The sequence below is a fragment of the Streptomyces sp. CA-181903 genome, assembly GCF_050937075.1.
GTDB lineage: Bacteria > Actinomycetota > Actinomycetes > Streptomycetales > Streptomycetaceae > Streptomyces.
This window is the reverse complement of record NZ_JBNJLY010000001.1, coordinates 4,696,207-4,718,958: the sequence shown is the minus strand read 5'-3', so window position 1 is coordinate 4,718,958 and position 22,752 is coordinate 4,696,207. Positions and strand designations below refer to the sequence as shown.

Annotated in this window: 20 protein-coding genes and 2 pseudogenes; 15 read left to right on the top strand and 7 right to left on the bottom strand. The window is 71.4% G+C overall.

Translation table 11 applies throughout. The features are described 5' to 3' along the window. Positions 1 to 10 precede the first annotated feature (10 nt). The 4 genes from ACQEVS_RS21215 to ACQEVS_RS21200 all read left to right on the top strand — a co-directional run bounded on the left by ACQEVS_RS21215 (position 11) and on the right by ACQEVS_RS21200 (position 2,791). Entirely contained in the window at positions 11 to 517 is a 507-nt protein-coding gene (locus ACQEVS_RS21215) for an ATP-binding protein (protein ID WP_433022634.1), read from the top strand. Between the two features lie 266 nt (positions 518 to 783). After that, positions 784 to 924: a hypothetical protein gene (locus ACQEVS_RS21210; RefSeq protein ID WP_433022632.1), complete on the top strand. Its 141-nt coding sequence runs from the start codon at positions 784 to 786 to the stop codon at positions 922 to 924. 232 nt (positions 925 to 1,156) lie between these two features. Then, positions 1,157 to 1,387, top strand: coding sequence for a hypothetical protein (locus tag ACQEVS_RS21205; RefSeq protein ID WP_433022630.1), 231 nt, complete (start codon positions 1,157 to 1,159; stop codon positions 1,385 to 1,387). 516 nt (positions 1,388 to 1,903) lie between these two features. Then, the gene (locus ACQEVS_RS21200) at positions 1,904 to 2,791 is read left to right on the top strand and encodes a Scr1 family TA system antitoxin-like transcriptional regulator (protein ID WP_433022628.1); all 888 of its coding nucleotides are present in this window, start codon (positions 1,904 to 1,906) and stop codon (positions 2,789 to 2,791) included. Positions 2,792 to 3,168: 377 nt separating this feature from the next. Here the strand turns inward: ACQEVS_RS21200 and ACQEVS_RS21195 are convergent. Further along, positions 3,169 to 3,926 (bottom strand): annotated as a pseudogene (locus ACQEVS_RS21195) (GntR family transcriptional regulator). Between the two features lie 164 nt (positions 3,927 to 4,090). On the opposite strand from ACQEVS_RS21195, the gene ACQEVS_RS21190 reads away from it, so the two are divergent. The 4 genes from ACQEVS_RS21190 (at position 4,091) to ACQEVS_RS21175 (ending at position 7,617) form a co-directional block, all read left to right on the top strand. Beyond that, entirely contained in the window at positions 4,091 to 4,456 is a 366-nt protein-coding gene (locus ACQEVS_RS21190; RefSeq protein ID WP_433022626.1) for a hypothetical protein, read from the top strand. Continuing rightward, positions 4,456 to 5,763, top strand: coding sequence for an FtsK/SpoIIIE domain-containing protein (locus ACQEVS_RS21185; protein ID WP_433022624.1), 1,308 nt, complete (start codon positions 4,456 to 4,458; stop codon positions 5,761 to 5,763). Before ACQEVS_RS21190 ends, ACQEVS_RS21185 begins: the two co-directional genes overlap by 1 nt. Continuing rightward, positions 5,760 to 5,954, top strand: a complete 195-nt coding sequence (locus ACQEVS_RS21180; protein WP_433022622.1) for a hypothetical protein — start codon at positions 5,760 to 5,762, stop codon at positions 5,952 to 5,954. The genes ACQEVS_RS21185 and ACQEVS_RS21180 overlap by 4 nt, the downstream gene beginning before the upstream one ends. 298 nt (positions 5,955 to 6,252) lie before the next feature. Then, a complete protein-coding gene (locus ACQEVS_RS21175; protein ID WP_433027775.1) occupies positions 6,253 to 7,617 on the top strand; it encodes a replication initiator in 1,365 nt (454 codons plus the stop codon). A gap of 189 nt (positions 7,618 to 7,806) precedes the next feature. Here the strand turns inward: ACQEVS_RS21175 and ACQEVS_RS21170 are convergent, their stop codons facing one another. Next, complete coding sequence (locus ACQEVS_RS21170; RefSeq protein WP_433022620.1) at positions 7,807 to 9,282, bottom strand: recombinase family protein; 1,476 nt, start codon at positions 9,280 to 9,282, stop codon at positions 7,807 to 7,809. 46 nt (positions 9,283 to 9,328) lie between these two features. On the opposite strand from ACQEVS_RS21170, the pseudogene ACQEVS_RS21165 reads away from it, so the two are divergent. Beyond that, a pseudogene (locus ACQEVS_RS21165) lies at positions 9,329 to 9,433 on the top strand (peptide-methionine (S)-S-oxide reductase MsrA); the annotation flags it as partial. Between the two features lie 63 nt (positions 9,434 to 9,496). Here ACQEVS_RS21165 and ACQEVS_RS21160 read toward each other — a convergent pair. Together ACQEVS_RS21160 and ACQEVS_RS21155 are read right to left on the bottom strand one after the other, a co-directional pair. Then, the gene (locus ACQEVS_RS21160) at positions 9,497 to 9,622 is read right to left on the bottom strand and encodes a SapB/AmfS family lanthipeptide (protein ID WP_433022618.1); all 126 of its coding nucleotides are present in this window, start codon (positions 9,620 to 9,622) and stop codon (positions 9,497 to 9,499) included. Positions 9,623 to 9,755: 133 nt separating this feature from the next. Beyond that, the gene (locus ACQEVS_RS21155; protein WP_433022616.1) at positions 9,756 to 11,006 is read right to left on the bottom strand and encodes a glycosyltransferase; all 1,251 of its coding nucleotides are present in this window, start codon (positions 11,004 to 11,006) and stop codon (positions 9,756 to 9,758) included. A gap of 262 nt (positions 11,007 to 11,268) precedes the next feature. On the opposite strand from ACQEVS_RS21155, the gene ACQEVS_RS21150 reads away from it, so the two are divergent. The 5 genes from ACQEVS_RS21150 to ACQEVS_RS21130 all read left to right on the top strand — a co-directional run bounded on the left by ACQEVS_RS21150 (position 11,269) and on the right by ACQEVS_RS21130 (position 17,377). After that, positions 11,269 to 12,546 (top strand): helix-turn-helix domain-containing protein, encoded by a 1,278-nt coding sequence (locus tag ACQEVS_RS21150; protein ID WP_433022614.1) that lies wholly within the window; start codon positions 11,269 to 11,271, stop codon positions 12,544 to 12,546. 168 nt (positions 12,547 to 12,714) lie between these two features. Continuing rightward, positions 12,715 to 13,140 carry a hypothetical protein gene (locus ACQEVS_RS21145; RefSeq protein ID WP_433022612.1) on the top strand — a complete coding sequence of 142 codons (426 nt, stop codon included), beginning with the start codon at positions 12,715 to 12,717 and terminating at the stop codon, positions 13,138 to 13,140. Beyond that, positions 13,140 to 14,216 (top strand): hypothetical protein, encoded by a 1,077-nt coding sequence (locus tag ACQEVS_RS21140; protein ID WP_433022610.1) that lies wholly within the window; start codon positions 13,140 to 13,142, stop codon positions 14,214 to 14,216. Before ACQEVS_RS21145 ends, ACQEVS_RS21140 begins: the two co-directional genes overlap by 1 nt. Before the next feature lie 303 nt (positions 14,217 to 14,519). Then, on the top strand, positions 14,520 to 16,001 hold the full coding sequence (locus tag ACQEVS_RS21135; protein ID WP_433027773.1) for an amino acid permease: 1,482 nt from the start codon (positions 14,520 to 14,522) through the stop codon (positions 15,999 to 16,001). Further along, positions 16,001 to 17,377: a glutamine synthetase family protein gene (locus ACQEVS_RS21130; protein WP_433022608.1), complete on the top strand. Its 1,377-nt coding sequence runs from the start codon at positions 16,001 to 16,003 to the stop codon at positions 17,375 to 17,377. The genes ACQEVS_RS21135 and ACQEVS_RS21130 overlap by 1 nt, the downstream gene beginning before the upstream one ends. Before the next feature lie 141 nt (positions 17,378 to 17,518). Here the strand turns inward: ACQEVS_RS21130 and ACQEVS_RS21125 are convergent, their stop codons facing one another. Further along, a complete protein-coding gene (locus ACQEVS_RS21125; protein ID WP_433022606.1) occupies positions 17,519 to 18,841 on the bottom strand; it encodes a DUF2786 domain-containing protein in 1,323 nt (440 codons plus the stop codon). 85 nt (positions 18,842 to 18,926) lie between these two features. Beyond that, entirely contained in the window at positions 18,927 to 20,216 is a 1,290-nt protein-coding gene (locus ACQEVS_RS21120; protein WP_433022604.1) for a L,D-transpeptidase, read from the bottom strand. Between the two features lie 316 nt (positions 20,217 to 20,532). On the opposite strand from ACQEVS_RS21120, the gene ACQEVS_RS21115 reads away from it, so the two are divergent. Beyond that, positions 20,533 to 20,826: a hypothetical protein gene (locus tag ACQEVS_RS21115; RefSeq protein WP_433022602.1), complete on the top strand. Its 294-nt coding sequence runs from the start codon at positions 20,533 to 20,535 to the stop codon at positions 20,824 to 20,826. 148 nt (positions 20,827 to 20,974) lie between these two features. Here the strand turns inward: ACQEVS_RS21115 and hutH are convergent, their stop codons facing one another. Continuing rightward, positions 20,975 to 22,528, bottom strand: a complete 1,554-nt coding sequence (gene hutH / locus ACQEVS_RS21110; protein ID WP_433027770.1) for a histidine ammonia-lyase — start codon at positions 22,526 to 22,528, stop codon at positions 20,975 to 20,977. Positions 22,529 to 22,752: the final 224 nt, after the last annotated feature.

The following is a 22,752-nucleotide window of genomic DNA, read 5'->3' as shown; positions in this document are numbered from 1 at the left end:
CGTCTGTGCCATGGCCACGTCACGACTGCCGGAGCAACAGCCGGCGGCAGAGCGCTTCAGGTCGTTCGTCCTGTTCGCCGAGTCGCCCGACGCCGTGAGCACCGCGCGGAACATGGCGGGCAGCACGTTGACCGACTGGGGGCTGGGACACCTCGTCTTCGAGGCGAAGGTGGTGGTTTCGGAACTCGTCGGCAACGTGATCAACCACGCTGTCCCGGATCGGGAGCTGGCTCGTCCGGGCGCGCAGCGGCGTATCGAGGTGAGTCTCCGCCGGTGGCCCAAGTGGCTGTTCATCGGCGTCGGAGACGAGGACTCGTCACCGCCGACTTACCCGGTCGGTGAGACCTTCGGACCGGAATGGGCCCTGAACCTGCCGGAGGCGCTGCTCCCGAACAACGGGCGGGGCTTGCAACTCGTGCACCGCCTGGTGGACGCCCTGTGGTGGACGCCGGAGAAGGCGGGCGGCAAGGTCGTCTACTGCCGCTTCGATCTCGTCTCCTCGGAGGGCAAGCCCTAGAAACTCCGGGCCCCGTATGCGCGTGCCTCAGCGATCCGGGCACGTGGCGGCCCGGCAGCCGGGCGGAGTCTGACCGCTCCGCCCGGCATAGGCACGGCCTCTTGGCGCTGGACTTCCCCTCCACCCGGGAGGCCGTGCCGAATTACCAGTGTCCTCAAACACGCTTCGTGATAGGGGTGTTGCACATGGGTAGACAGTTGACGGCGTTAGACCTGCGTCGCGGGGACGTAGTAACGCTCAAGGGTCGCCACTATGAGGTGAAGGCTGTGCGCCTTGACCGCCGTTCGGGAGGGCGGCACCAGGCCACCGTGACGTTCAAGGACGGGCGGCCCCTGGTGGTCGACGCCTCCGCCGAGCTGACCGTGAGCCGCGCCGGGAGGCAGGCCCGTTCCAGGGGCCGGCGGTGACGGTCCGGGCGGTGTACGGGCACGTGGACTGGTGGCTGACGGTCGACCCTGATGCCGACCGGGTTCAACACACGGCGAAGTGCATGACCTGCGGAGATATCGCCAAGCCGTCCGCTCGGAAGCTGGCGGCGGAAGTCTGGTGTCTCCGGCACGCGCGGCGTACCGGCCATCAGCGGTTCTGCACCGGCGCTCTGTCCTTCCTCGTCGCCACTTGCACGGACCGGTGATCAGGATGCCGGCTTCTCTCCGCGAGACGGTGGCGGACGTGACGTTCCGCCTGTGCGAGTGGTGGTGGCGACACGTGTCCGACCGGCGGATGTTCCGCGTCATGGATGCGCAGCGCGATCACTTCCAGGCCCTGGCCTTGGACGACTGGATCGTTCAAGCCGGCCGGGACTTCGAGGAACGGTGGGGCAACCACCCGCCTGTGCCCCGCCGTGCCCGGAACGGATCGCAGCACTAGACAGAAGACCGGACCACCCCTGCGCCGGGGTGGTCCGGGAGGGATCGCGAAGACCCCGGAGTAGATGCTACCGGGGGCTTCGTCGTGCGCTCGCACGCGGTGCCCCGCCGTACCAGGCCAACGGCCGTGGAGGGGAGGCACGTTCATGCACAGCGCAGATGACGGAGCGTTCGAGGGCATCGGCGCCGAGATCGACCCTGATGCGGTGGTGTGGGTACGCGGTGTGGATTACGTGGCCGGTTGGCGGGAGGCCCGGGAGGCTGCGGCGGAGCTTGAGGCGGCGTTGGCCGCGGTCGGCGTTGAGGCGGAGGGTACGTCGGCGGCGCGGACGCGGGGTGATGGTTCGGGGGTCGTGCGGCTGGTCTGGAGTCCGGCGACAGTCCGGGCGGTCGCTCGCTTGATCCGTGACGGGTGTTAGAAAGCCCTTCGTTCAGGCACCCACTCCGCTTGTCGGCTTGATCATCCGTCCCTCCTGGCCCGCGTCCCGTTCGGTGGAAGCGCACCAGGAGGGAACTGATGACGACCGATGATCCGATGCCTGCGGCGGACCGCGCTGTGGCCCTGGTTCTGGGAGCCTATTTGCGGCATTTCCGCATCCGAAGGAGGTGGCACCAGAAGCACGCTGCGTTGGCTCTCGGATGCAGCATCAGCACTGTGAGCCGGCTGGAGCAAGGGGCTGTTTTCATGCATCGTCACGCTCGCGCTTTGTTCCACCGTCATTACGATGTTCCGAAGGATTGCGCTCGGGCTGTTGATCATCTCCTGTCGGTGACGAACCTGTCGACGCAAGCAGGCGACCTCGGCCCCGGCTGGCACGACCGCTTGGCCCTATGTGAGCAACAGGCCACGGCCATCGCCACATACACGGCTACGGTCATCCCCGCCCCGCTGCGGACCTCGGCCTATGAGCGGGCGCTTGTGCCTTCCGGGGCGTCCGCCTATTCCGCTCCCCACCGGATCCCACGGCAACTCACTGACAGGCAGGTGTACACGCTCTTCCTGGACAGTTCCCTGTTGGAACGTCCGGTCGGCGGCGCGCGTGTCATGGCTCAGCAGCTTGATCACCTCCTTCACCTCTCCTGGGGAGGGCGGGTCGCGATCCGGGTGGTGCCCACTGCGGCCGGCGCGCCCGTTGGCGACGCGTTTCTCAGCCGTCTCACCCTTCACGGCAACTGGTTGTACGTTCGTGAGTCCCTGGGGGTGGTGTACATCCCTGGCGTTCCGGTCTTCGCTGCGCGCGACCGGCTCTTCGAAACGGTCGCGACGGTGGCCCTGGCGGTGGATCAGAGTCATCGATTGTTGGTGCAGGCGCGTGAGCGCTGGAGGGCGCAAGAGCAGTCGCACGACATACCGCCCACCGCCCCATATCCGGTGCGCGTCTGCCGGAAGCATCTACCTCGCTGATGGTGTGCCGTTTCCCGGGCCGGAAGGTGGCTGCCTGTGGAAGGACGCGCGCCACAGAAAGTCAGCCACGACGGTGGGGCGGTCGAACGGTCAGGCGCGCGTGCCTCCAGCAACCACCCACGTAGATCAACCACGCTGCTCGGTCTTGAACGTCCCGGACAGCGGGCTGTGCCGGGAGTTGCGTCACCCGCCGGCCGCTGTCTCGATGTCGGATGGTGAGGTGCGCCTCGCATGCCGATGGCTCCGAGGGGTTCGGGCGGTGGGCGTCCGGCGGGACCGGCCGTCAGGCCGCAGCCCGCCGGGGCGCCCCGACCGCCCGGCGCGCCGACGGCGCGCCCTTGAGGAAGTAGAGAAAGTTTGGACCGATCGTTGTCGCGTCAGGTTCGGGCGGGCGTGGTGTCGGCGGTGAGGCGGTAGGTGAACTGGGCCTCGGCGGCGCTGACGGTGAGCTGTTCCAGGATCAGTGGCTGGTGGTCGGTGCCGTGGGTGATGCGGGTGGAGATCACGACCGGGGTGGCGTTGGGGAGTTCGAGGGTGGCGCGTTCGTCGGGCTGGGGCATCCGGGCGCTGACGGTCTCGCTCCATGTGAGCTGGTGTCCGGCCTCGGTGAGCACGGCGTAGATGCCTTCGGGAGTGGTGTCGGGGGCTTGGGCGAGTGGGGTGTTCTCGGCGGTGGCGAACGGGATCAGAGTGCGGTGCAGGGCGCGGGTGCCGGTGCGAGGGTCGGCAAGGAGGCGGTCGGTTCCGAACAGCGCTTCGCCCTCGGGCAGTTCCAGGAGTGCTGCGGTCGTGGTGGTGGTCTGCGTTCGGTAGACCGTGGGTTCCTCGACCGTTTCCCAGTGGTGCCCGAGGGCGAAGGTGTCGTCCGTGCGGTGGATGGCCCGGTTGACGGCGAGCGTCGGGGCCGCGGTGGCACGGACGAAACTGCCCTTGCCGTGGATCACCTCGATCAACCCCTCCGAGCGGAGGGCGGCGACGGCGTTGCGGACGGTGGGCCGGGAGACCTTGTACCGCTCGATGAGCTGGGTCTCTGAGGGGAGCGGCGCCCCCGGGGGAACTCGCCGGCCGCGATGGCGTTGCGGATCTCGGCGGCGACCTGCTGATACAGGGCGCCGGGGCGCTGGATGTCTCCCACTGTCAGGCTCCCCAACTCGTCATGACCTCTGGATCTCTTACGTCACTCGTCAGCATAAGCACTTGCGCGGCTCCCTTCCAAGGCTTCATAGTCGTCACTCGTAAGCACGAGTGACGACCGGCGAGTGGAATCGGTCGTCCCGATCGGCCTGGGAGGCCACTGTCATGCAGTCCATTCCCGTAGACGTCAGCCGGCTCGGCGTACTGCGGTGCGCCGTCGCGCCGGAACCGAAGGTCGCCAACTTCGACACCGGGGAGGTCAAGAAGGACAAGGAAGGCAACACCGTCTACACCGTTGGCGTGATGGTCCGTCAGGAAGCGCGGCGGGTCTCCGTCATCGAGGTGGCCGTGCCCGGTGAGCAGCCGGGTGTGGTGGAGGGGGTGGAGGTGCGGATCACGGGTCTGGAGGCGTTCGCCTGGGCCATGGGTGACCGGCACGGCGTCTCCTTCCGCGCCTCCGCCATCACCCCCGCATCCGAGCCCGCGCCCACCCGGCCCCCGGCAGCGTCGGGGAAGGCGGGTGAGCGGTAGTGGGTCCGATCCTCCTCGCGTTCTTCCTCGCCGCCCTGGCCTGGCTGGTCGTCGCCGGGGCCGCGCTGCGCGAGCGTCACCCGGCGGTGTTCTGGTACCTGACCGGCTACCCGGTCACCGCCGTACGGGTGGTGCGCACCTGGCGGAAGGTCGCGGAACTTCACGACCTGGCCGTCTCGCGCGGACCCTCTCGGGGCGTGCTCGGGGACCTGGTGGTCAAGGGACAGGCACTGCGGCCGGTCCCGCCGCGCATCTCCTTCCCCAAAGCCACCCGGACCGGGTTGTCGGTGATGGTGCGCCTGCATCCGGGGCAGACGCCGGCGGCGTTCATCGCTGCCGCTGACGCCCTGGCGCACGCCTGGAAGGTCCACGCCGTGCGCGTCACCTCGCCCGAACGGGGCTTGGTGCATCTGCTGGCCACTGCCGGTGATCCGCTGGCCCGGCCCGGTCTCGCGCACGCATCGGCTGCGCACCTGTCCGCGCTGGTCGGGATTCTCGAATCGGGCGGTGCGTGGGTGATCAACCTGCGGAAGGTGCCGCACTGGTTGATCACCGGCGCCACCCAGTCCGGGAAGTCCACCCTGCTTGCCCGGCTGGTGACGCAGCTGGCGCCGCAGAACGTGGCGCTGGTCGGCATCGACTGCAAAGGAGGCATGGAACTGGGCCTGTTCGAGCCCCGGTTGTCCGCCCTGACCACCAACCGGCGTGAAGCCGTCGCCGTCCTCGGCGCCCTCGTCAGCGAACTCCAACTCCGCATGCGCATCTGCCGGATCGCCGGAGCCCGCTCGATCTGGGACCTACCGTCCAAGGAACGGCCCGTGGCGGTCGTGGTGATCGTCGATGAGCTGGCAGAGCTCTACCTCTCCGATGGCACGCGGGAGGGCAAGGCGGAGGTGGAGAAGTGCTCCACCTACCTCCTGCGCATCGCCCAGCTCGGCGCGGCGCTCGGGGTGCACCTGGTTGTCGCCGGACAGCGCGTCGGCTCCGACCTCGGCCCCGGCGTCACCGCCCTGCGCGCCCAGCTCTCCGGCCGCGCCTGCCACCGGGTCAACGACCCCGGCACCGCCGAAATGACCTTGGGCGACCTGAACAAGGACGCCGTCGCGGTCGCGCAGGCGATCACGGCGGAGGAAAAGGGCACAGCCGTGTGCACCGGGCCCGACGGCGGCTGGGACCGCGCCCGCTCCCACTTGACCACCCCCGACGAAGCACGCCGCACCGCCGAGAAGTACAGCGACCTGACACCCGAACTCGACGAGATCCACCACGCACTGCTGCTGGCCGGCGGCGGGGAGGTGCCGCAGTGAGCGAGAACACCGCCATCCCCCTCGTCGTCGTCTTCGGCCTCATCACCGTTCTACTGATCCGCTCCCGGGATGTGCGCTGGTGGGAAGCGGTCGTCATCGCCCTCTTCGGCGTCTACCTCGGACAGACCCCCGTCCTCTTCACGATCAACAGCTTCGTGACGTGGTTCCTGTCCGGCTTCACCCACACCTGACCACCACCCCTCACGGAGACCGCATGCCCATGCGACCCGTTCCCTGCCCCTACTGCCGTGGCGAACGACGCGTTCGCACCCCCTCCGGCCGCTGGCGCCGCTGCCGCTGCTGCCGAGGACACGGCACCACCCGCTGACCCGACCACCCACCCACCACCGGAAGGACCCACGCCATGGACGACACCAACCCACCACCCATTCCCCGAGCCGCTACGGCGGCCCACCCCGGAAGGTCACCACCATCACCACCGCCACCACAGCAACCGACAGGCGCGCCGTCCTCGACCGCGCGGCGCGCCTGCGCCGGCTCCCCCTCATCGACCAAGAGATCATCCACCTCGCCAACACCCCCGGCTTCACCCGCTGGCTCGAACAGGTCACCGCCACCGGCGGCTGCGCCCGCCCGGTCCACCTCACCGGCCACACCACCACCGTGGACGCGGCAACCGGCGAGATCCTCCACCACTACGACACCCGCGACGAACCCGGCGAACACCTCCTCGTCCGCTGCCGCAACCGCCGCCGCACCCTCTGCCCGTCCTGCTCCCATCTCCACGCCGGCGACACCTACCACCTCGTTCGCTCCGGCCTCACCGGCGGCAAGACCATCCCCGCGACGGTGACCACACACCCGCGTCTCTTCGTCACCCTGACCGCCCCCAGCTTCGGCCCCGTCCACCGCACCACCACATGCGGCTCCCGCTGCCGTCCTCGACGCGGAGCCCGGGACTGCGAACACGGCCGTCTCCTCGGCTGCTCGCTCACCCATCGGCCGGATGACCCGGCTGTTGGACAGCCCCTCTGCCCGGACTGCTACGACTACATCGGCCACGTCCTGTGGCACGCACACGCCGGCGAACTCTGGTCCCGCTTCACCCGCGCCCTCCGCCGCCACCTCGCCACCACCGCCGGGATCCCGCAGAGCCGCTTTTCTGACCACGCCCGGCTCTCCTTCGCCAAGGTCGCCGAGTACCAGCGGCGGGCGGCGGTCCACGTTCATGCCGTCGTCCGCCTCGACGGTCCGGCCGGCCCCGGCACCCCGCCGCCCGCCTGGGCCACCACCGCCCTCCTCGCGGACGCCGTGCAAACCGCGGCCACCCGCGCCACCGTCCGCACCCCCTACAGCCCTGCCCTGGGCGAACACACGCTCCGCTGGGGCGTCCAACTCGACGTCCGCCCCCTCGACAGCGGTGACCTGGCCGACGACGCCGTTGCCGCCTACATCGCCAAGTACGTCACCAAGAGCACCACCGAAACCACCACCGGCACCGACCACCCCATCCGAACCTTCGACGACATCGCAGCCACCCCCGCAACACCGCACGTCCGCACCCTCATGCACACCTGCTGGCGCCTCGGCGGCCTCCCCGAACTCCACCACCTCCGCCTCCGCGCCTGGACCCACACCCTCGGCTTCCGGGGCCACATCCTCACCAAATCCCGTGCCTACTCGACTACCTATGCCGCACTCCGCGCCGTGCGGACAACGCACAAGCAAGCCATCGCGGGCACACCTCCCGCAGTCCGGGCGATTACCGAGAGCACGTGGCGCTTCCTCGGTAACGGTTACACAGCCGGAGAAGCGCTCCTTGCCACCGAAATAGCTAACACCCTGCTGCAAAACCAGACAACAGCAAGGGCACAGCTTAGGGGCGCCGAGTGAACGCACCGAGCGCGCGCGAGTGGGGAAAGCGGCAAGCGGCACGTTCTCCGATATGGGACGAGGAACGATGGGAACGAGTCGCAAGAATCCTCGGCCTCAAGCTGATAACCCCTGTAACGGAAAGAGAAAGATCCCGGACGGACTCGACGGCTCCATAAGAGGGGCGCCATGCCCGGCGCCCCTCTTCCCTTACTCCCTCCACTTCAAGACGAGCAGATCTGGATTGAACGGCCGGCGCCCGCCGCCGCCCACCGGTAGAACAATCACGGCGTGCAGAGCTTCACGGATCAACGCTCTCTTTTGGGCCGTGTCGAGTTGCCCAGAGTGCCAACGCTGGCGCACATCGGCGGTGACGTCCGCCGCCCTCTGCTGTTTCAGCGCGTGACGCGTGCGCTCCGAGCGAAGTTCTTTGATTCGCTTCTCCATCTTCTGGTTCTGCGGGAAGAACAGTTCGTCCGAAACCTCGTCGTCCTGCCATTTTTGTAGCAAGGTACGTTGCTTTGTCACCAACCGTTTCAGCTCTTCCTCCCCTTCCCACCGCTCGTTGCTGCGACTTGCGACGACTGCTCGTTCCTCCAGCTTGGCCAGCACCGCTTCCGTCACGTACTCGTCCACCTTCGCGCCGTTGCGTCCTGTGCCGCCACACCCGCCCATCTCTGTACTGGGGCACTGGTAGACGAAACCGCCGGACAGGTCGGGGCGACTGTTAGCCCGAAGGGCGCAGTTACAGATTTGTCCGTCCTTGCCGGGCTTTCCGCACCGAAGAATTCCGGTGAGGAGATAGAAAGGTGTGCGGTAGTCGGTGATCGAACCGTCGGCCTTGATGTTCGGCCCCACCCTTGCCGAGAAGAGGGCGTCAATGGCCATCCACTCCTTCGGAGTCACGATCGGCTCCCACTTCCCCACCACCGGCAAGCCATCAGCGTCTCTCACCAGCTCACCGTTGAGCTTCCTCCAGCCGCAGAGACGCGGGTTCCACAAAGCCAGCTTGAGTGACCTGCTCCCCCACTCGTTGCCGTGGATGGTTCGGACGCCGTCCTCACGCCACTCCCGCAAGATAGAGTGCAAGGACTTACCTGCGATCACATCGCGCGCGGCCTTTGCCAGCCGCTCTGCCTCCGCCGGCTCCAGGGTCAGCTTGTCGTCCTTCCAGCCGAAGGGGCGCGTACCGCCGACCGGAATGCCCGCCTCTGCCCTCGACCTGTGCGAGCGGCGCATGCGCCGCTGCATCTTCCGGACTTCCATCTTCGAGATGACGACTCCGAACAGCCCCATCGACTCAACGTCCTCGCTGTAGAGGTTCTTGAGTCCCTTGGCGTCCGCATACACCCGCCCCTCCTCGTACGTCAGGGCGTCCACGAACCGTTCGTAGTCCCCCGCTCGCCGAGTCAACCGGTCGTCCGCGACGACGACGGCCCCCTTCACCGTCTCGCCGTCCGGCAGATGCCCAACCTTGAGCGTGTGCAACATCGCCTCGAAGTCCGGACGGACGAGACCTGCTTTCGCGGCGGAGAGATCGTTGTCCGTGTACTCGTGCACGACCTTCAGCCCAAGGCGGGCGGCCGTCTCTCCGTTGACCTTGTGCTGATCAGTGACTCCATGGCCGTCCTTGGCTGTATCCGCAGAGATCCGCGCATAGCTCACGACCGGGATCAACGCTTCCATGTACGCTCAACCCTCCCCTGAGGCAAGGGAATTGTTGCCTCATGGAAAGTCCTACCACCAGCAGTACCTCGACAAGAACCCGGGCGGCTACTGCGGCATCGGCGGGACGGGCGTGAGCTGCCCGATCGGGGTCGCGTCCGCCGGGGAGTGACGGCGGGGCCGTCGGGCACGGCCGGCGGCGCGTCTCTTCGCGTCCTCGGCCACCGGCGGAGTGCTATTCGCAGAGAAGGAGGCTCATCGAGCTGTCCGGGCCGAGGATGGAGGCCGTCTCCGGTTCTTCTCCCGGCCTGCGGGCCCGTGCGTCCCACTCGGCTTCCAGCACCTGAAGATCGAGGAGCACCACTGTCCCTCACTCTCTCCGCGTCGCGACGAACCTTGCGCTTCGAGGTGTACCGGGGAGGCGCTGATCGGCGGCAGGCGTGAAGCCCGTCGTCCGGATGTGTGGCCCGGCGCCCCCGCCGTGGCGCGCCCCCTCACGCCCCCGCGAGCCGGTTCACCGCGGTGATCACCGGGGCCGTGCCGTCCTCCGCGCGGAGGCGGGCCGCCAGGGTCTGGGCGCGGGTGCGGTAGCCGGGGTCGGTGGTGGCGCTGCGGAGGGCCGTGGTGAGGGTGGGGGCGGTGAGGCGGCGGAGGGGGACGGGGCCGGGGGAGACGCCGAGGGCGGCCAGCCGGCCGGACCAGAAGTGGGCGTCGAACTGGACGGGCACGGGCACGGCGGGTACGCCCGCGCGCAGCCCGGCGGCCGTGGTCCCGGCGCCCGCGTGGTGCACCACGGCCGCCAGCCGCGGGAACAGGACGGAGTGCGGCAGCTCGTCGACGGTGAGCAGGTCGTCGCCCTCGGCCTCCAGCCCGGTCCAGCCCCGCTGGACGATGCCCCGCAGACCGGCCGCGCGCAGGGCCCGGACGAACGTCGCGGCGAGGCGCTCGGGGTGTGGCACGGTCGCGCTGCCCATCCCCACGAAGACCGGCGGCGGGCCGGCCGCGAGGAAGTCCCGGACGGGGGCGGGCAGTTCCGCGTCGGGCGCGGTGTACGGCCACCAGTAGCCGTCGACGGTGAGGCCCGGATGCCAGTCGGCGGGGCGCGGTACGACGAGGGGGCTGAAGCCGTGGTGTACGGGCCAGCGCTGGCGTTCCCTGATCCGGCGGGCGGCGCGCGAGCCGAGGGGCGGCAGGCCGAGCCGGGCGCGCACGGTCCGCGCGGCGTCGGCGAAGATGCTGTCCACGGCGGCGTTCACGGCCCGTCCGGCCAGCCGGTTCGCGGTGGCGCCCCAGGAGCCGGAGACGAGGAGCGGGGGCGCGAACGACGCTGAGGGGGCGTGCGGTTGCAGATAGACGCCCATGCTGGGCAGGCCGAGCCCGGTGGCGATGGTGTGCCCCAGCGTGCCGAGCCCGCTCGACACCAGCAGCACGTCCGCTTCCTCGGCCGCCCGCAGCAGGTCGTCCAGCATCCGGTCCAGGGCCTCCCGGGCCATGGACCCCACCCTGATCAGCTGGCCGATGCCCGTCGGGCTCTCCTGCAGGGCCCGGCCCCGTTCGGTGTGCATCTCCGTCCGCGGATCCACCGGCAGGGCGTGGAGGCGGAGCCCCGCGGCATCGGCCAGTGGTGCGAAAGAGCCGTGGGTGACCAGGGTGACCTCGTGCCCGGCGCGGGCCAAGGCGCGTCCCAGTCCCGTGAAGGGCGCCACGTCGCCCCGCGACCCCGCAGTCATCAACGCCACTCGCATGGCGGCAGTATGCCGTGATCCCGTACCGGCGTCCCCACTCCGGAAAGCCTGCTTCCTCTTCGTGACCCGTTCGGCGGGCGCGGGACCACCCGAGCCCCGCCCCAACCAACGCAACCTTCCCTATAGCCGCACCAATTCGCGACTCATCGCCGAAATATCCGCCCCAAACCCCCACCCCGAATCACCCCACAGACAACAGGAGTTCATTTCCACCCCATCTCACCCCCTCACATTCGAACCGAGGTTCCGTACCCTGACGCGGGTGCTCCTTCACGAAGAGATCAGTCCACCGACGGGTCAGCGCCCCGGTCACCGGCTGACCCCTGGCGACCGCATCCGCATCGCCCGCCGGGCACGTCATCTGTCGGCCGCCCAACTGGCCCGGCGGGTCGCCATCTCCCCCAGCTATGTACAGAAGCTGGAGTCGGGGAAGCGGAAGCCGTCGCCCACCCTGCTCGCCGCGCTCGCGAAGGCGCTCCACCTGGGGCCCGAAGCGCTCACCGGGGAGCCGTACTACGGCGAACCGGAAGGAGAGGACGGGGTCCGGGCCGTGCTGCCCGAGCTACGCAGGCTGCTGCTCTGCTACGACTCCCCCGACGCCCTGGACGTCGCCCCGCGCCCGCTGCCGGTGCTCGCCTCGGAGGTCGATCAGGTGGCGGCGCTGCGGCGGGACGCGCGGTACGCGCCGATGGGGCCCCTGCTGCCGCCGGTGCTCACCGAGTTGACGCATATCGCGCTCGACGCCCGCGGCGCGGAGCGGGAGGAGGCGTTCCGCCAGCTGGTCCGCGCCTACCGGGCGGTGAACTCCCTCGCACACAAGACCGGCCACCCCGATCTCTCGCACACCGCGCTCGAACGGGTGCGGTGGGCCGCGGACCGCTCCGACGACCCGCTGGCGCGGATCACCGCCGGCTATCTCGTCGCCGGAGCGATGCTCCGCCAGGGCGCGCACGCCCCGGCGCGCCGCAAGCTGCTGGCGCTGCGAGAGGAGTTGAAGCGCCTGGTATCGGACGTTCCGGCCGCCGACGCCCACGCCGTGGACGGGGCACTGCTGCTGAAACTCGCCGTCCTGGAGGCGCGCGAGAACGATCCGGAGCGGGCCGAAGCACGGCTGCGGGACGCGGAGGAGGTGGCGCGGGCGGCGGGTGGGCGCGATCTCCCGGCGTACGAGCTGTCGTTCGGCCCGACCAACATCCGGATCCACCGCCTCCACACGGTGATCGGCACGGGCGACACCGAGCGCGCCCTGGCGTGGCTCGCCGAGTGGGCCCCGGTGCCCGGCGGCGAGTGGGCGCCGCCGGCGACGACGGCGGGCGAGCGGTCGAGCCACCACTACATCGACGTGGCGTCGGCCAAACTCGCCGCGGGTGACAGGACCGGCGCGTTCTCCTGCCTCAGACAGGCGCGGCGGATCGCCCCGAACCACACCCGGTTCCACCCGTCCGTCCGTGAGACGACGGCGGCGCTGCTGCGGATGGACGCCAGTCCGTCCAACGAGCTGGTGAGCTTCGGCAGTTGGGCGGGGCTCACGGCGCCCTGACGCCGGAGTCCGCCCGGGGCGATGTCAAGGGGCCGCGCCGGAGGAGGCGCGGACAATCTGTCCGCACGCGAACGCCCGGTGAATGGAATGGTCGGCCGCACGTTGTGGAAGAGGAGACCGTTCGATGTCCAGCGCCCGTCCGGCGGCCCGGCCCCTCCCCCGCGCTGGGTGCCCGTCGGCGACGGGCCGCACCTGTGCGCGGCGGGGGAACGGTGGGACGCCGTTCGCGTCGGGGAGGCCGTCGGCCGGCGGGCGATCGCGTACCTCCGGGAGGCCGGCGAGCCGGTCGGCCCGGTGGTGCTGGACCCCGAAGGGCCCGAGCCCCGGATGTACTTCCTCGTCCCGGTGGGCACGGCGGCCCGCTGGGAGGAGCAGGGCACGGTGCCGCTCGGACCGCGCTGCCACGTCCTCGTCCCGTCCGCCGAACGCACCCGGCCGCCCGGCCTGCACTGGCACGTCGTCCCCGCCGCGCCCCGCTCGCCGACGCGCCCGGACGCGCTGCGGCGGGCGCTCGGCAGGGCGCGCAGGGCCCGCGCGGGGGAAGAGGCCCGGGAGCGCGGGGCGGCGGCGCGGCCCGGGGAAGTGGCCTCCTGATGGCGCCGATCACCCGGGGAACCGCCGGCCGGGGCGAGTACCGGCCCCGCTTCGACCCCGCCGGCCTGGACGACGAGCTGCGGATGGTCCTGCCCGACCTGCCCGCCGGGCGCTGGCTGTCGATGCGGACACTGCTGGACCGGACCGTCCGCGCCCGCGACTGGAGCCGGTGGGCGAGCCGCACCCAGGTCCTGGGCGCGGCCGCCGCCGGAACGGACATGGTGCGGATGTGGCGGGCGGAGGAGCCGGACAGCGTCGCCGCGGCCGTGATGCACGCCCGGGTCGCGGTGGAGCGGACCGTGCGCGCGCACCGCGTCGGGCACCCGGACGCCGCCCGGCTGTGGGACGAGGCGGTGGAAGCGTGCCGCATGGCGGCGTACGCGTCCCCGGACGACCCCGTGCCCTGGATCTGCCTGCTCGCCCTGGCCCCGCTGGACGGACACCAGCGGCTCCCCGAGCACCGGGTGCCCGCCCCGGACCCGCTGCTGGCCCCCGGCCCGTGGAACCTGCTGGGCGAGGTCGAGCGGCGCGATCCGGGCAACCGCGAGGCGTACCACCGGATGACGACGCTGCTGGCCACCCGGGCGGACGGTTCCTGGGGGCAGGCGCACCAGTTCGCCCGGTGGGTGCTCGACCGGACGCCGCACGGCTCGCCGCTGCTCGTCCTGCCGCTGTACGTGCGCGTGGGGCTGTGGCGCGACCGGCACGGTCCCGGGCGGGAGTTGGACATGTACTGGGCCGGGGAGTACGCCGTCCAGGACGCCGAACGCGCCCTGTGGGGCTGGTTCGACGCGTCCGGTCCGGACCGGGCGGGGGACGGCGCGGCGGGGCCGCCCGACCTCTCGATCCTCGACCTGAGCCATCTCGCCCACGCCTTGTGGGCGGCCCACCGGTTCATCGAGGCGGCCCGGGTGTTCGCGGCGATGGGGCCGTGCGCGGCCACCCGGCCCTGGATCCACCGCGCCGACGCCCACGACCGCCGGCCGGCCGAGGAGGTGGCGGCCGAGTGGATCGTCCGGGCCCGCGGCCAGTGCGAGGCGGCGGCCGAGGGGCAGGGCGGGGGACCGCGCCGGTGAGCTTTCTACAGGCCACCGCGCCACACACCCGTTCCCCAATGCACACCTGTCCCGCAACACATGCCCGTCACGCAACGGACGCCCGTCACGCACCACGCGCCTGCCACTGACCTCACACCCGCACCTCACACCCGCACCACGCACCCACCCCGCAACACACACCCGTCACACACCGCTTCCCGCGTCGCACGACAGACCGTCCCCGAACAACCCCCCTCGTCAACCTTCCCGTTCAGCGCTTCGGAGGTAAGTCCTGTGTCCTTTACGTCGAGATCACGAGCAGGAGTGGGACCGGACCACTCCATGCGGCTGCCGGACGAGAGCGAGCGGCTGCGGGACCTCGGCTACCAGCCGGTGCTGGCGCGGCGCATGGGCGGTTTCGGCAACTTCGCCATCAGTTTCAGCATCATCTCGGTGCTGTCCGGCTGCATGACGCTCTACGGCTTCGGGCTGAACACCGGCGGCCCGTCGGTGATGATGTGGGGCTGGGCCGGCGTCGGCCTGATGGTGCTCTTCATCGGCATGGCGCTGGCCGAGGTCACCAGCGCGTACCCCACCTCCGGCGCGATGTTCTACATGGCCAACCGGCTCGGCGGCCGCCGCTGGGGCTACTACACGGGCTGGGTCAACCTGCTGGGCCTGCTGGGCAGCATCGCGGGCAGCGGCTACGGCGCGGCCCAGTTCATCGGCGCGCTCATCGAGCTGCGGTTCGGGCACGCGCCGACCCCGGAGTCCACCCTGCTGATCTTCGGCGTCATCCTCCTGGTCTTCGGCGTGCTGAACCTCTTCGGCGTGCGGATGGTCGGCTTCCTCAACTCGGTCAGCGTCTGGTGGCACCTGCTCGGCGTGGCGATCATCGTCGCCGTGCTGTGGATCGCGCCGGACGGCCACCAGTCGCCGTCGTTCGTCTTCACCAAGTTCGTGAACAACACCGGCTGGGACAACCCGCTGTACGTGACGGCGCTCGGCCTGCTGCTCGCCCAGTACACGTTCACCGGCTACGACGCGTCGGCCCACCTCTCCGAGGAGACCACCAACGCCTCGGTGGCCTCCGCCCGCGGAATGGTGCGCTCGATCTGGGTGTCGTGGATCGCGGGCTTCGTCCTGCTGGCCGGTCTGACCTTCGCCATCAGCGACTACGCGACGACGGCCGAGGCGGGGGTGCCGCCCGCGCAGATCTTCCTCGACGCCGTGGGGACGAACGGCGCGACCTTCCTGCTGCTGATCGTCATCGGCGCGCAGCTGTTCTGCGCCAACGCGGGCATCGCGTCGGCGAGCCGGATGACGTTCGCGTTCAGCCGCGACGGCGCGCTGCCGGGCTCCCGGCTGTGGCGGCGGGTCAGCAGCAAGACGCAGACCCCGTACCCGGCCGTGTGGCTGGCGGTCGTCGGCCCCTTCGTCCTCGCCCTGCCGTCGCTGTACTCCACCACCGCCTACAACGCCGTCACGGCCATCAACGTCATCGGCATCACGCCCTCGTACGTCATCCCCGTGTTCCTGCGGCTGCGCCACCCCGAGCGGTTCACCCCGGGGCCGTGGACCCTGGGCCGCTGGAGCCGGCCGGTCGGCTGGATAGCCGTCGGCTGGGTGTCCTTCGCGACCGTCCTGTTCTGCCTGCCGCAGACCAGCCCGGTCAACGCGGAGACGATGAACTACGCCGCCATCGCCCTGGCCGCCGCGCTGCTGCTGGCCACCGCCTGGTGGCCGTTCGCCAAGAGCTCCCTCACCACGCCCACGTACGACACCTCGTCCCGCGGCACCCAGCTCATGGAGGACATCGTCTGATGGACGCCTCGACCCCCCGGAACGGCCGGCTCACCCTGGACGAACTGCGCGCGGAGGTCCGGCTCGGCCGCGTCGAGACCGTGGCGCTGGCCCTGGTCGACATGCAGGGGCGGCTGAAGGGCAAGCGCTACGACGCCGGGCACTTCGTCGAGAAGGTCGTCGACGGCGGCTCGCAGATGTGCGCCTACGCGCTCGCCACCGACGTCGACATGCGCCCGCTGCCCGGCTACGCCCTCTCCTCCTGGGACACCGGCTACGGCGACCTGCACCTGTCCCCAGACCCGGAGACCGTCCGGGTGCTCCCCTGGTGGCCGGGGACCGCGCTGGTGCACGCGGACGCGACGATCGACGGGCGGCCGGTGGCGGTGGCGCCCCGGGAGATGCTCCGACGGGAGCTGGCCCTGCTCGCGGAACGCGGGCTGTCCGTCCGGACGGGACTGGAGACCGAGTTCGCCCTCTACGAGGGGACGTACGACGCGGTGGCGGACGGACGCGCGGGGCTGCGGCCCGTCACGGGCCGGAACCGGGACCTCGCCCTCGACCACGACGACCGGACGGACACGTTCCTGCGCGGGCTCGGGTCCGCGATGCGCGGCGCGGGGCTGCCCCTGGAGGCGGCCAAGACGGAGGCCGGCCCCGGACAGGTGGAGATCACCTTCCCGTACGGCGAGGCACTGGCGGCGTGCGACGGGCACGTCCTCTTCAAGCACGCCGTACGGCACTTGGGGACGCGGGCGGGCCTGGCGCCGACGTTCATGGCGGTGCCGGCGCCGGGGGTGGGCAGCGGGCTGCACCTGCACCTGTCGCTGTGGTCGGGCGACGCACCGGTGGTGCCGGACGCGGACGGCGGACTGTCGGCGACGGGCCGGCACGCCGTGGCGGGGCTGCTCGCCGCGCTGCCGGAGCTGACGCCCCTGTACGCGCCGAACGTCAACTCCTACCGCCGCTATGTGTCGGAGAGCTTCGCGCCGACCGCCTTCACCTGGGGATTCGACAACCGGACGTGCGCGGTCCGGGTCGTCGGCCGGGGCAGGGGCCTCCACCTGGAGATCCGGCTGCCCGGCGCGGACGCCAACCCGTACCTCGCGCTCACCGCCGCGCTGGCCGCGATCCGGCACGGCCTCGACCACACCCTCGAACCCCCGCCCGCCGTCACCGGCAGCGCCTACGGGCAGGACGCGCCCCCGGTTCCGGCCGGTCTGGCGGAGGCCCTGGACCGGTTCCGGGCCGGCGCCCTGGCCCGGGAGCTGCTCACGGACGAGGTCGCCACGCACTACGCCCGGGCGGCCGAGGTCGAGGTGGAGGCGCTGGGCGCGGTGGCGGAGGCCGAGGAGGTCACCGACGAGGAGGTGCGGCGGTGGTGGGAGTACGCGTAAGTGGTGGGTGAGGCCGCTTGGTTGCAGGTTGCCGTCCCCTTGAGGCTTCCGCCCTCTTGGGGTTGCCGCCTTCTTGAGGTTGTCGTGTCCCCTTGAGGTTGCCGCGTCCCCTTGAGTGCCGCCTCCTTGAAGGAGGCGGTCTCACCCCGCCGGGCGCCGCCGCCCCAGCCGGGCCGCGTCGGCGGCCTCCGTGCCCCGGGCCCAGCCCTCCGCGTCGCGGCCCCTGAGCCGGTGCGAGGTGGTCTCGGGGAAGAGGCGCCCGGCCGTCTCGCCGACGGCGACGTCGCGGGCGGCGAGCACAGGCAGCGCCTCGGGGCGGGCCGCGTGCTCGGTGACGTCCCGGGCGGCGGCGGACAGCCGGTCGCCGATCCGGGCGGCGTAGGCGATGAAGAAGGACTCGCGGAAGTCGCGCGTCCGACGGCCCGAACGGGCGCGCGCACCGCGCTCGTTCGGGCCGCGCTCGTTCGGGCCGCGCTCGTTCGGGCCGCGGTGGTGCGCGTCGGCGGCGCGGATCATCGCCGCGTCCGCCTGTACCAGCAGCGAGGTGTACATCAACTCGACGAGCTCCAGATCGGCCTCGAAGCCGACGACCGTCGAGAAGCCGTACTCGCCGGACCACACCGCGTGGCAGTGGTTGGCCTCGGCGACGGCGCTGAGCAGCAGGGCCTTCGCCGACTCGTACGGGCCCTCGACACCGAGCCGGCAGACCCCCGGCCCCTCGGCGGCGGAGGCGTCCGCGGCGGCGGCGAGGAGCGCGTCGTCGAGGGAGTGGCGCGCCATGAGTTCCTGCGCCTTGGCGGAGAACGCCTCGGCCTCGTCGGGGAAGTCCGTCGACTCGGCCTTGGCCAGCAGCGCCCGGATCCGGGCGAGCGTCTTCGGCTCGACGGCGGCGGCTCGCCCTCCGGCTCGCTCTCCGGCCCGGGGCACGGCGGCGGCCCCGGGAAGCGGTCCGGCGAGGCCGATGTGCGGCAGGGAGGCGACGAGGCGCAGGGCGAGGAGCGCGGTGGCGACGGTCTCGAAGCGGCTGAGGCGCTCGCGGCGCGCGAAACCGTCCAGGAACGCGTCGTCGTCCGGCCACCACACCGCCGCGTCCAGGTCGCGGAGCTGCCCGGCCCAGCGCGGGGGCACCGTGCCGGGGGCGTAGCGGCGGGCCTCGGCGGCCACGGCGGCGAGGATGAAGCGGAGGCCGGGGCCGGTCGCGTCGCGGCGGGCCAGCCGGACGACGTCGGCGGGCTGCCAGCCGCGTTCCCAGGCGCGCCGGAGCTCCGCCTCGGCGGTGGCGAGCAGGGCGTGTCCGACGGCCGCGGGTCCGGCGGGCGCGGCGGCGAGGACGGAGGCGTCGGCGTCGGCCGCGTCCTCGGCGGCGTCCGCGGGGAGCGCGCGGAGCCGGCGTACGGCCGCCTCGACGGCGGGTCGCGGCCCGGCCGCCTCCTCGGGCCGCTCACGGTCCCGGCGCTTTCCCACGGGGTTCTCCTTCGTGCCGCGTACAAAGCCGCCGGGCGGCGGCCGCGCGGGGCGGCCGCCGCCCGGCGGCGGGACGGGATCGGGATCAGGCGCCGGTGGCGCTGCCCTTGATCCAGTCCTGCCAGCTCATGTTCCAGCCGTTGAGGCCGTTGTCCGGGGAGATCGTCCTGTCGTCGGAGTTCTTCACCACGACGACGTCGCCGATCTGGGAGTTCTTGAAGAACCAGGCGCCCGGCGTGTTCGGGTCGTCGGCGCCCTGCTTGTCCTGCAGGCCGACGCAGCCGTGGCTGGTGTTCTCGACGCCGAAGATGCCGCTGCCCCAGTAGTTGCCGTGGATGAACGTGCCCGACGTGGACAGCCGCATGGCGTGCGGGACGTCCTTGATGTCGTACTCGCCCTTGCCGTCGGCCTTGGAGAAGCCCACGGTGGAGCCGTCCATGCGGGTCTCGGTGAACTTCTCCGAGATCACCATCTTGCCGTTGTAGGTGGGGTTGGAGGGGCTGCCGGCCGAGATCGGGATGGTCTTGAGGACCTTGCCGTCGCGCACCACGGTCATCTGGTGGGTCTTGGCGTCCACCGTGGAGACCTGGGAGTGGCCGATCCGGAACGTGACCGTCTTGTTCTGCAGGCCCTTGATGCCCGGCGCGGCGTAGACGTCACCGAGCTGCATCTTGAGGGTGACCTCGGAGTTGGCCTTCCAGTACTCCTGCGGGCGGAAGTCGAGGCGCTGGTCGTTGAACCAGTGGCCGACGACCTGCTGGCCGCTGCTGGACGTCACCTGGAGGTGCGACTGGACGGCCTTGCGGTCCTTGATCGGCTTGTCGAAGTTGATCGAGACGGGCATGCCGACGCCGACGGTCTGGCCCTCCTCGGGGGTGAAGCTGCCGATGAAGCTGTTGTTCGGCGAGACCGTGGAGAACGAGGAGTGCTCCGTGGCGCGGCGGCCCTTGTCGTCCTTCGCCTCGGCGACGATCTTGTACTTGGAGGACCGCTCCAGCGGCTTCTTGAGCTTCCAACTCTTCTTGTCCGGGGCGAGGGTCCCCTCGACCGGGTGAACCTTGGAGACGTCCGTCTCGTCCGTCATCTTGACGCTCGTGAGCTCACCGTCGCTGACCGTGACCGCCACGGCGTCCACCGCGGTACCGGCGTTGCTGGTGCCCCCCTTGGGCGTGATCTTGATCTGCGCCGTGGAGGCGTCCTTGGCGGCTGCCGCGTCGACGTTCTGCTGGGACTTCTCCTTGCCGGAGCCGCCGCCCTTGTTGTCGCCGTCGCCGCCTCCGCCGCAGGCGGCGAGGGTGAGCACCCCACCGAGCACGGCGGCCGCGGCCACCAGGCCCTTGCGGCGCTTGCCGTCCTTCATCACACGCATCTCCATCGCTCTGAACCCCGAAAATCCCCGGACCGGGCCACGAGGGCACGATCCGGCCCCTCGGCCTTCACCGGCACAGCGGGACGACCCACGCGCACCCACCCGTCCCGGCTACTGCTTAGGGAACGCCTGACCCGTCGCGCCCGTTCCACCCACGCGCAAAGTGTGGGGAAGACCACCCAGTAAAGACCCTCGGGGTGCCTGCGCCCAAGCCGGGTGGTCAGAGCGCCGTTCAGGCCGGCGGCACCCGCGCCTTCCGCACCGTGCAGACGTATCACTACCATCAGTTCGACGTTCACCGACGCCGAGGGGATGCCCCGCCGTGACCGCTCGCCGCCCATTGCTGACCGCCGTCGCCGCCGGGGCGCTGCTGTGCGTGGGCTGGCTGGTACCGACAGCACACGCGACGACGGCCCACGCGACGACGACCCACCCCGGACCGCCCGCCACTCGTTCGTCCGCCCCGGGGCCGGACGACGGCCGCCGCCTCGCGGATTCGGGCAGCGTGGACACCACGCCGTACGTCTACGGCGGCGTGGGCTTCGTGACGGCGGGCGGGGCGCTGGTCACCCTGGCGATACGCCGCTCGCGGGCTTCCGGCCCGTCCGGCGTTTGAGGACAGCAGCCCCCTCCAGTCCGTCCGGCGTTTGAGGACTGGGGACGCCCTTTCCTGGAGAGCGCGCGGCGTGCCGCGGGGGCGGAGCCCCCGCGGGAAACGGTGAAAGGGAGGGGCCGGAGCGCCCCCACCGGGCGTCAGCCCGAGATCACCCGAGCTCCCCCACCACACCCTCCACGGCCTCCACAAGCCCTCCGGACCGCACAAACCCCTCCGCCGCCGCCAGGTCCGGCGCGAGGAAGCGATCCGCCCCCGGCCCCTCGACCCCGGCCTCCCGCACCGCACGCAGCACGGCGGCCGTCGCCGGCGACGGCGTCAGCCCGCCCCGCAGCTCGACGGCCCGCGTGGCGGCGACGAGTTCCACGGCGATGACACGGGCGAGGGCGTCCAGCGCGGTCCGCAGCTTGCGCGCCGCGGACCAGCCCATCGAGACGTGGTCCTCCTGCATGGCGGAGGACGGGATGGAGTCCACCGACGCGGGCGCGGCCAGCCGCTTCATCTCACTGACCAGGGCGGCCTGCGTGTACTGGGCGATCATGAGGCCGGAGTCGACCCCGGGGTCGTCCGCCAGGAACGGCGGCAGGCCGTGCGAACGGTTCTTGTCGAGCAGCCGGTCGGTGCGCCGTTCGGCGATGGACGCCAGGTCGGCGGCGGCGATGGCCAGGAAGTCCAGGACGTACGCGACGGGCGCGCCATGGAAGTTGCCGTTGGACTCGACGCGCCCGTCGGGCAGGACGACCGGGTTGTCGACGGCGGCGGCCAGCTCGCGGTCGGCGACCAGCCGGGCGTGCGCGAGGGTGTCGCGCCCCGCGCCCGCGACCTGGGGCGCGCAGCGGATCGAGTACGCGTCCTGTACGCGCGGCGCGTCGTCGTGCAGATGCCCGGTCATCCCCGAACCGGCCAGCACCCGCAGCATGTTGTCGGCGCTGGTCCCCTGGCCGGGGTGCGGGCGGATGGCGTGCAGCTCGGGGGCGAGGACCTTCTCGGAGCCGAGCAGGGCCTCCAGGGAGAGCGCGGCGGTGACGTCGGCGGAGGTGATCAGGCGGGCGAGGTCGGCGCAGGCCATGACGAGCATGCCGAGCATGCCGTCGGTGCCGTTGAGGAGCGCGAGCCCTTCCTTCTCCCGGAGTTCGACGGGCCGGATGCCGTGTGCGGCGAGCAGTTCGGCGGCGGGCGCGAGGACGCCGTCGGGGCCTTCCGCCTCGCCCTCGCCCATGAGCGTGAGCGCGCAGTGCGAGAGCGGCGCGAGGTCGCCGGAGCAGCCGAGGGAGCCGTACTCGTGGACGACGGGGGTGACCCCCGCGTTGAGCAGGGCGGCCATCGTCTCGACGACGACGGGCCGGACGCCGGTGCGGCCGGAGGCCAGGGTCTTGAGGCGCAGGAACATCAGCGCGCGCACGACCTCGCGCTCCACGCGCGGCCCCATGCCGGCGGCGTGCGAGCGGACGATGTTGCGCTGGAGCCGGGCGCGCAGCTCGGGGCTGATGTGGCGGACGGCGAGAGCGCCGAAGCCGGTGGAGACGCCGTAGACCGGGTCCGGCTTGGCCGCCAGGTCCTCGATGACCTGGCGGGAGGCGGCGACGGCGGCCAGGGCCTCGGGGGACACGACGACGCGCGCGTCGTGGCGTGCCACGGCGATCACGTCGTTCGCGGTCGTTCCGGAGCTTCCCACCACCACGTCGGTGTCCACGCGCATCTGCATATCCATATTCAGGCACCCTAGGGTCTGAATCGCGGTCTGTCACTAGGTGTACGGGGGCCGGCTGCGCGTCGGCTGTTCTGTGCAACGCCACAGGGCGCGCGGGCATGCCGCAGGGCTGCGCGGGGGGGCACCCCGGCCCCTCCCCCAGAGGGGGCACCCCCGTTTCACCGTTTCCTGCGGGGGCTGCGCCCCCGCACCCCCGCAACCGCGCTCCGCGCGGTTGT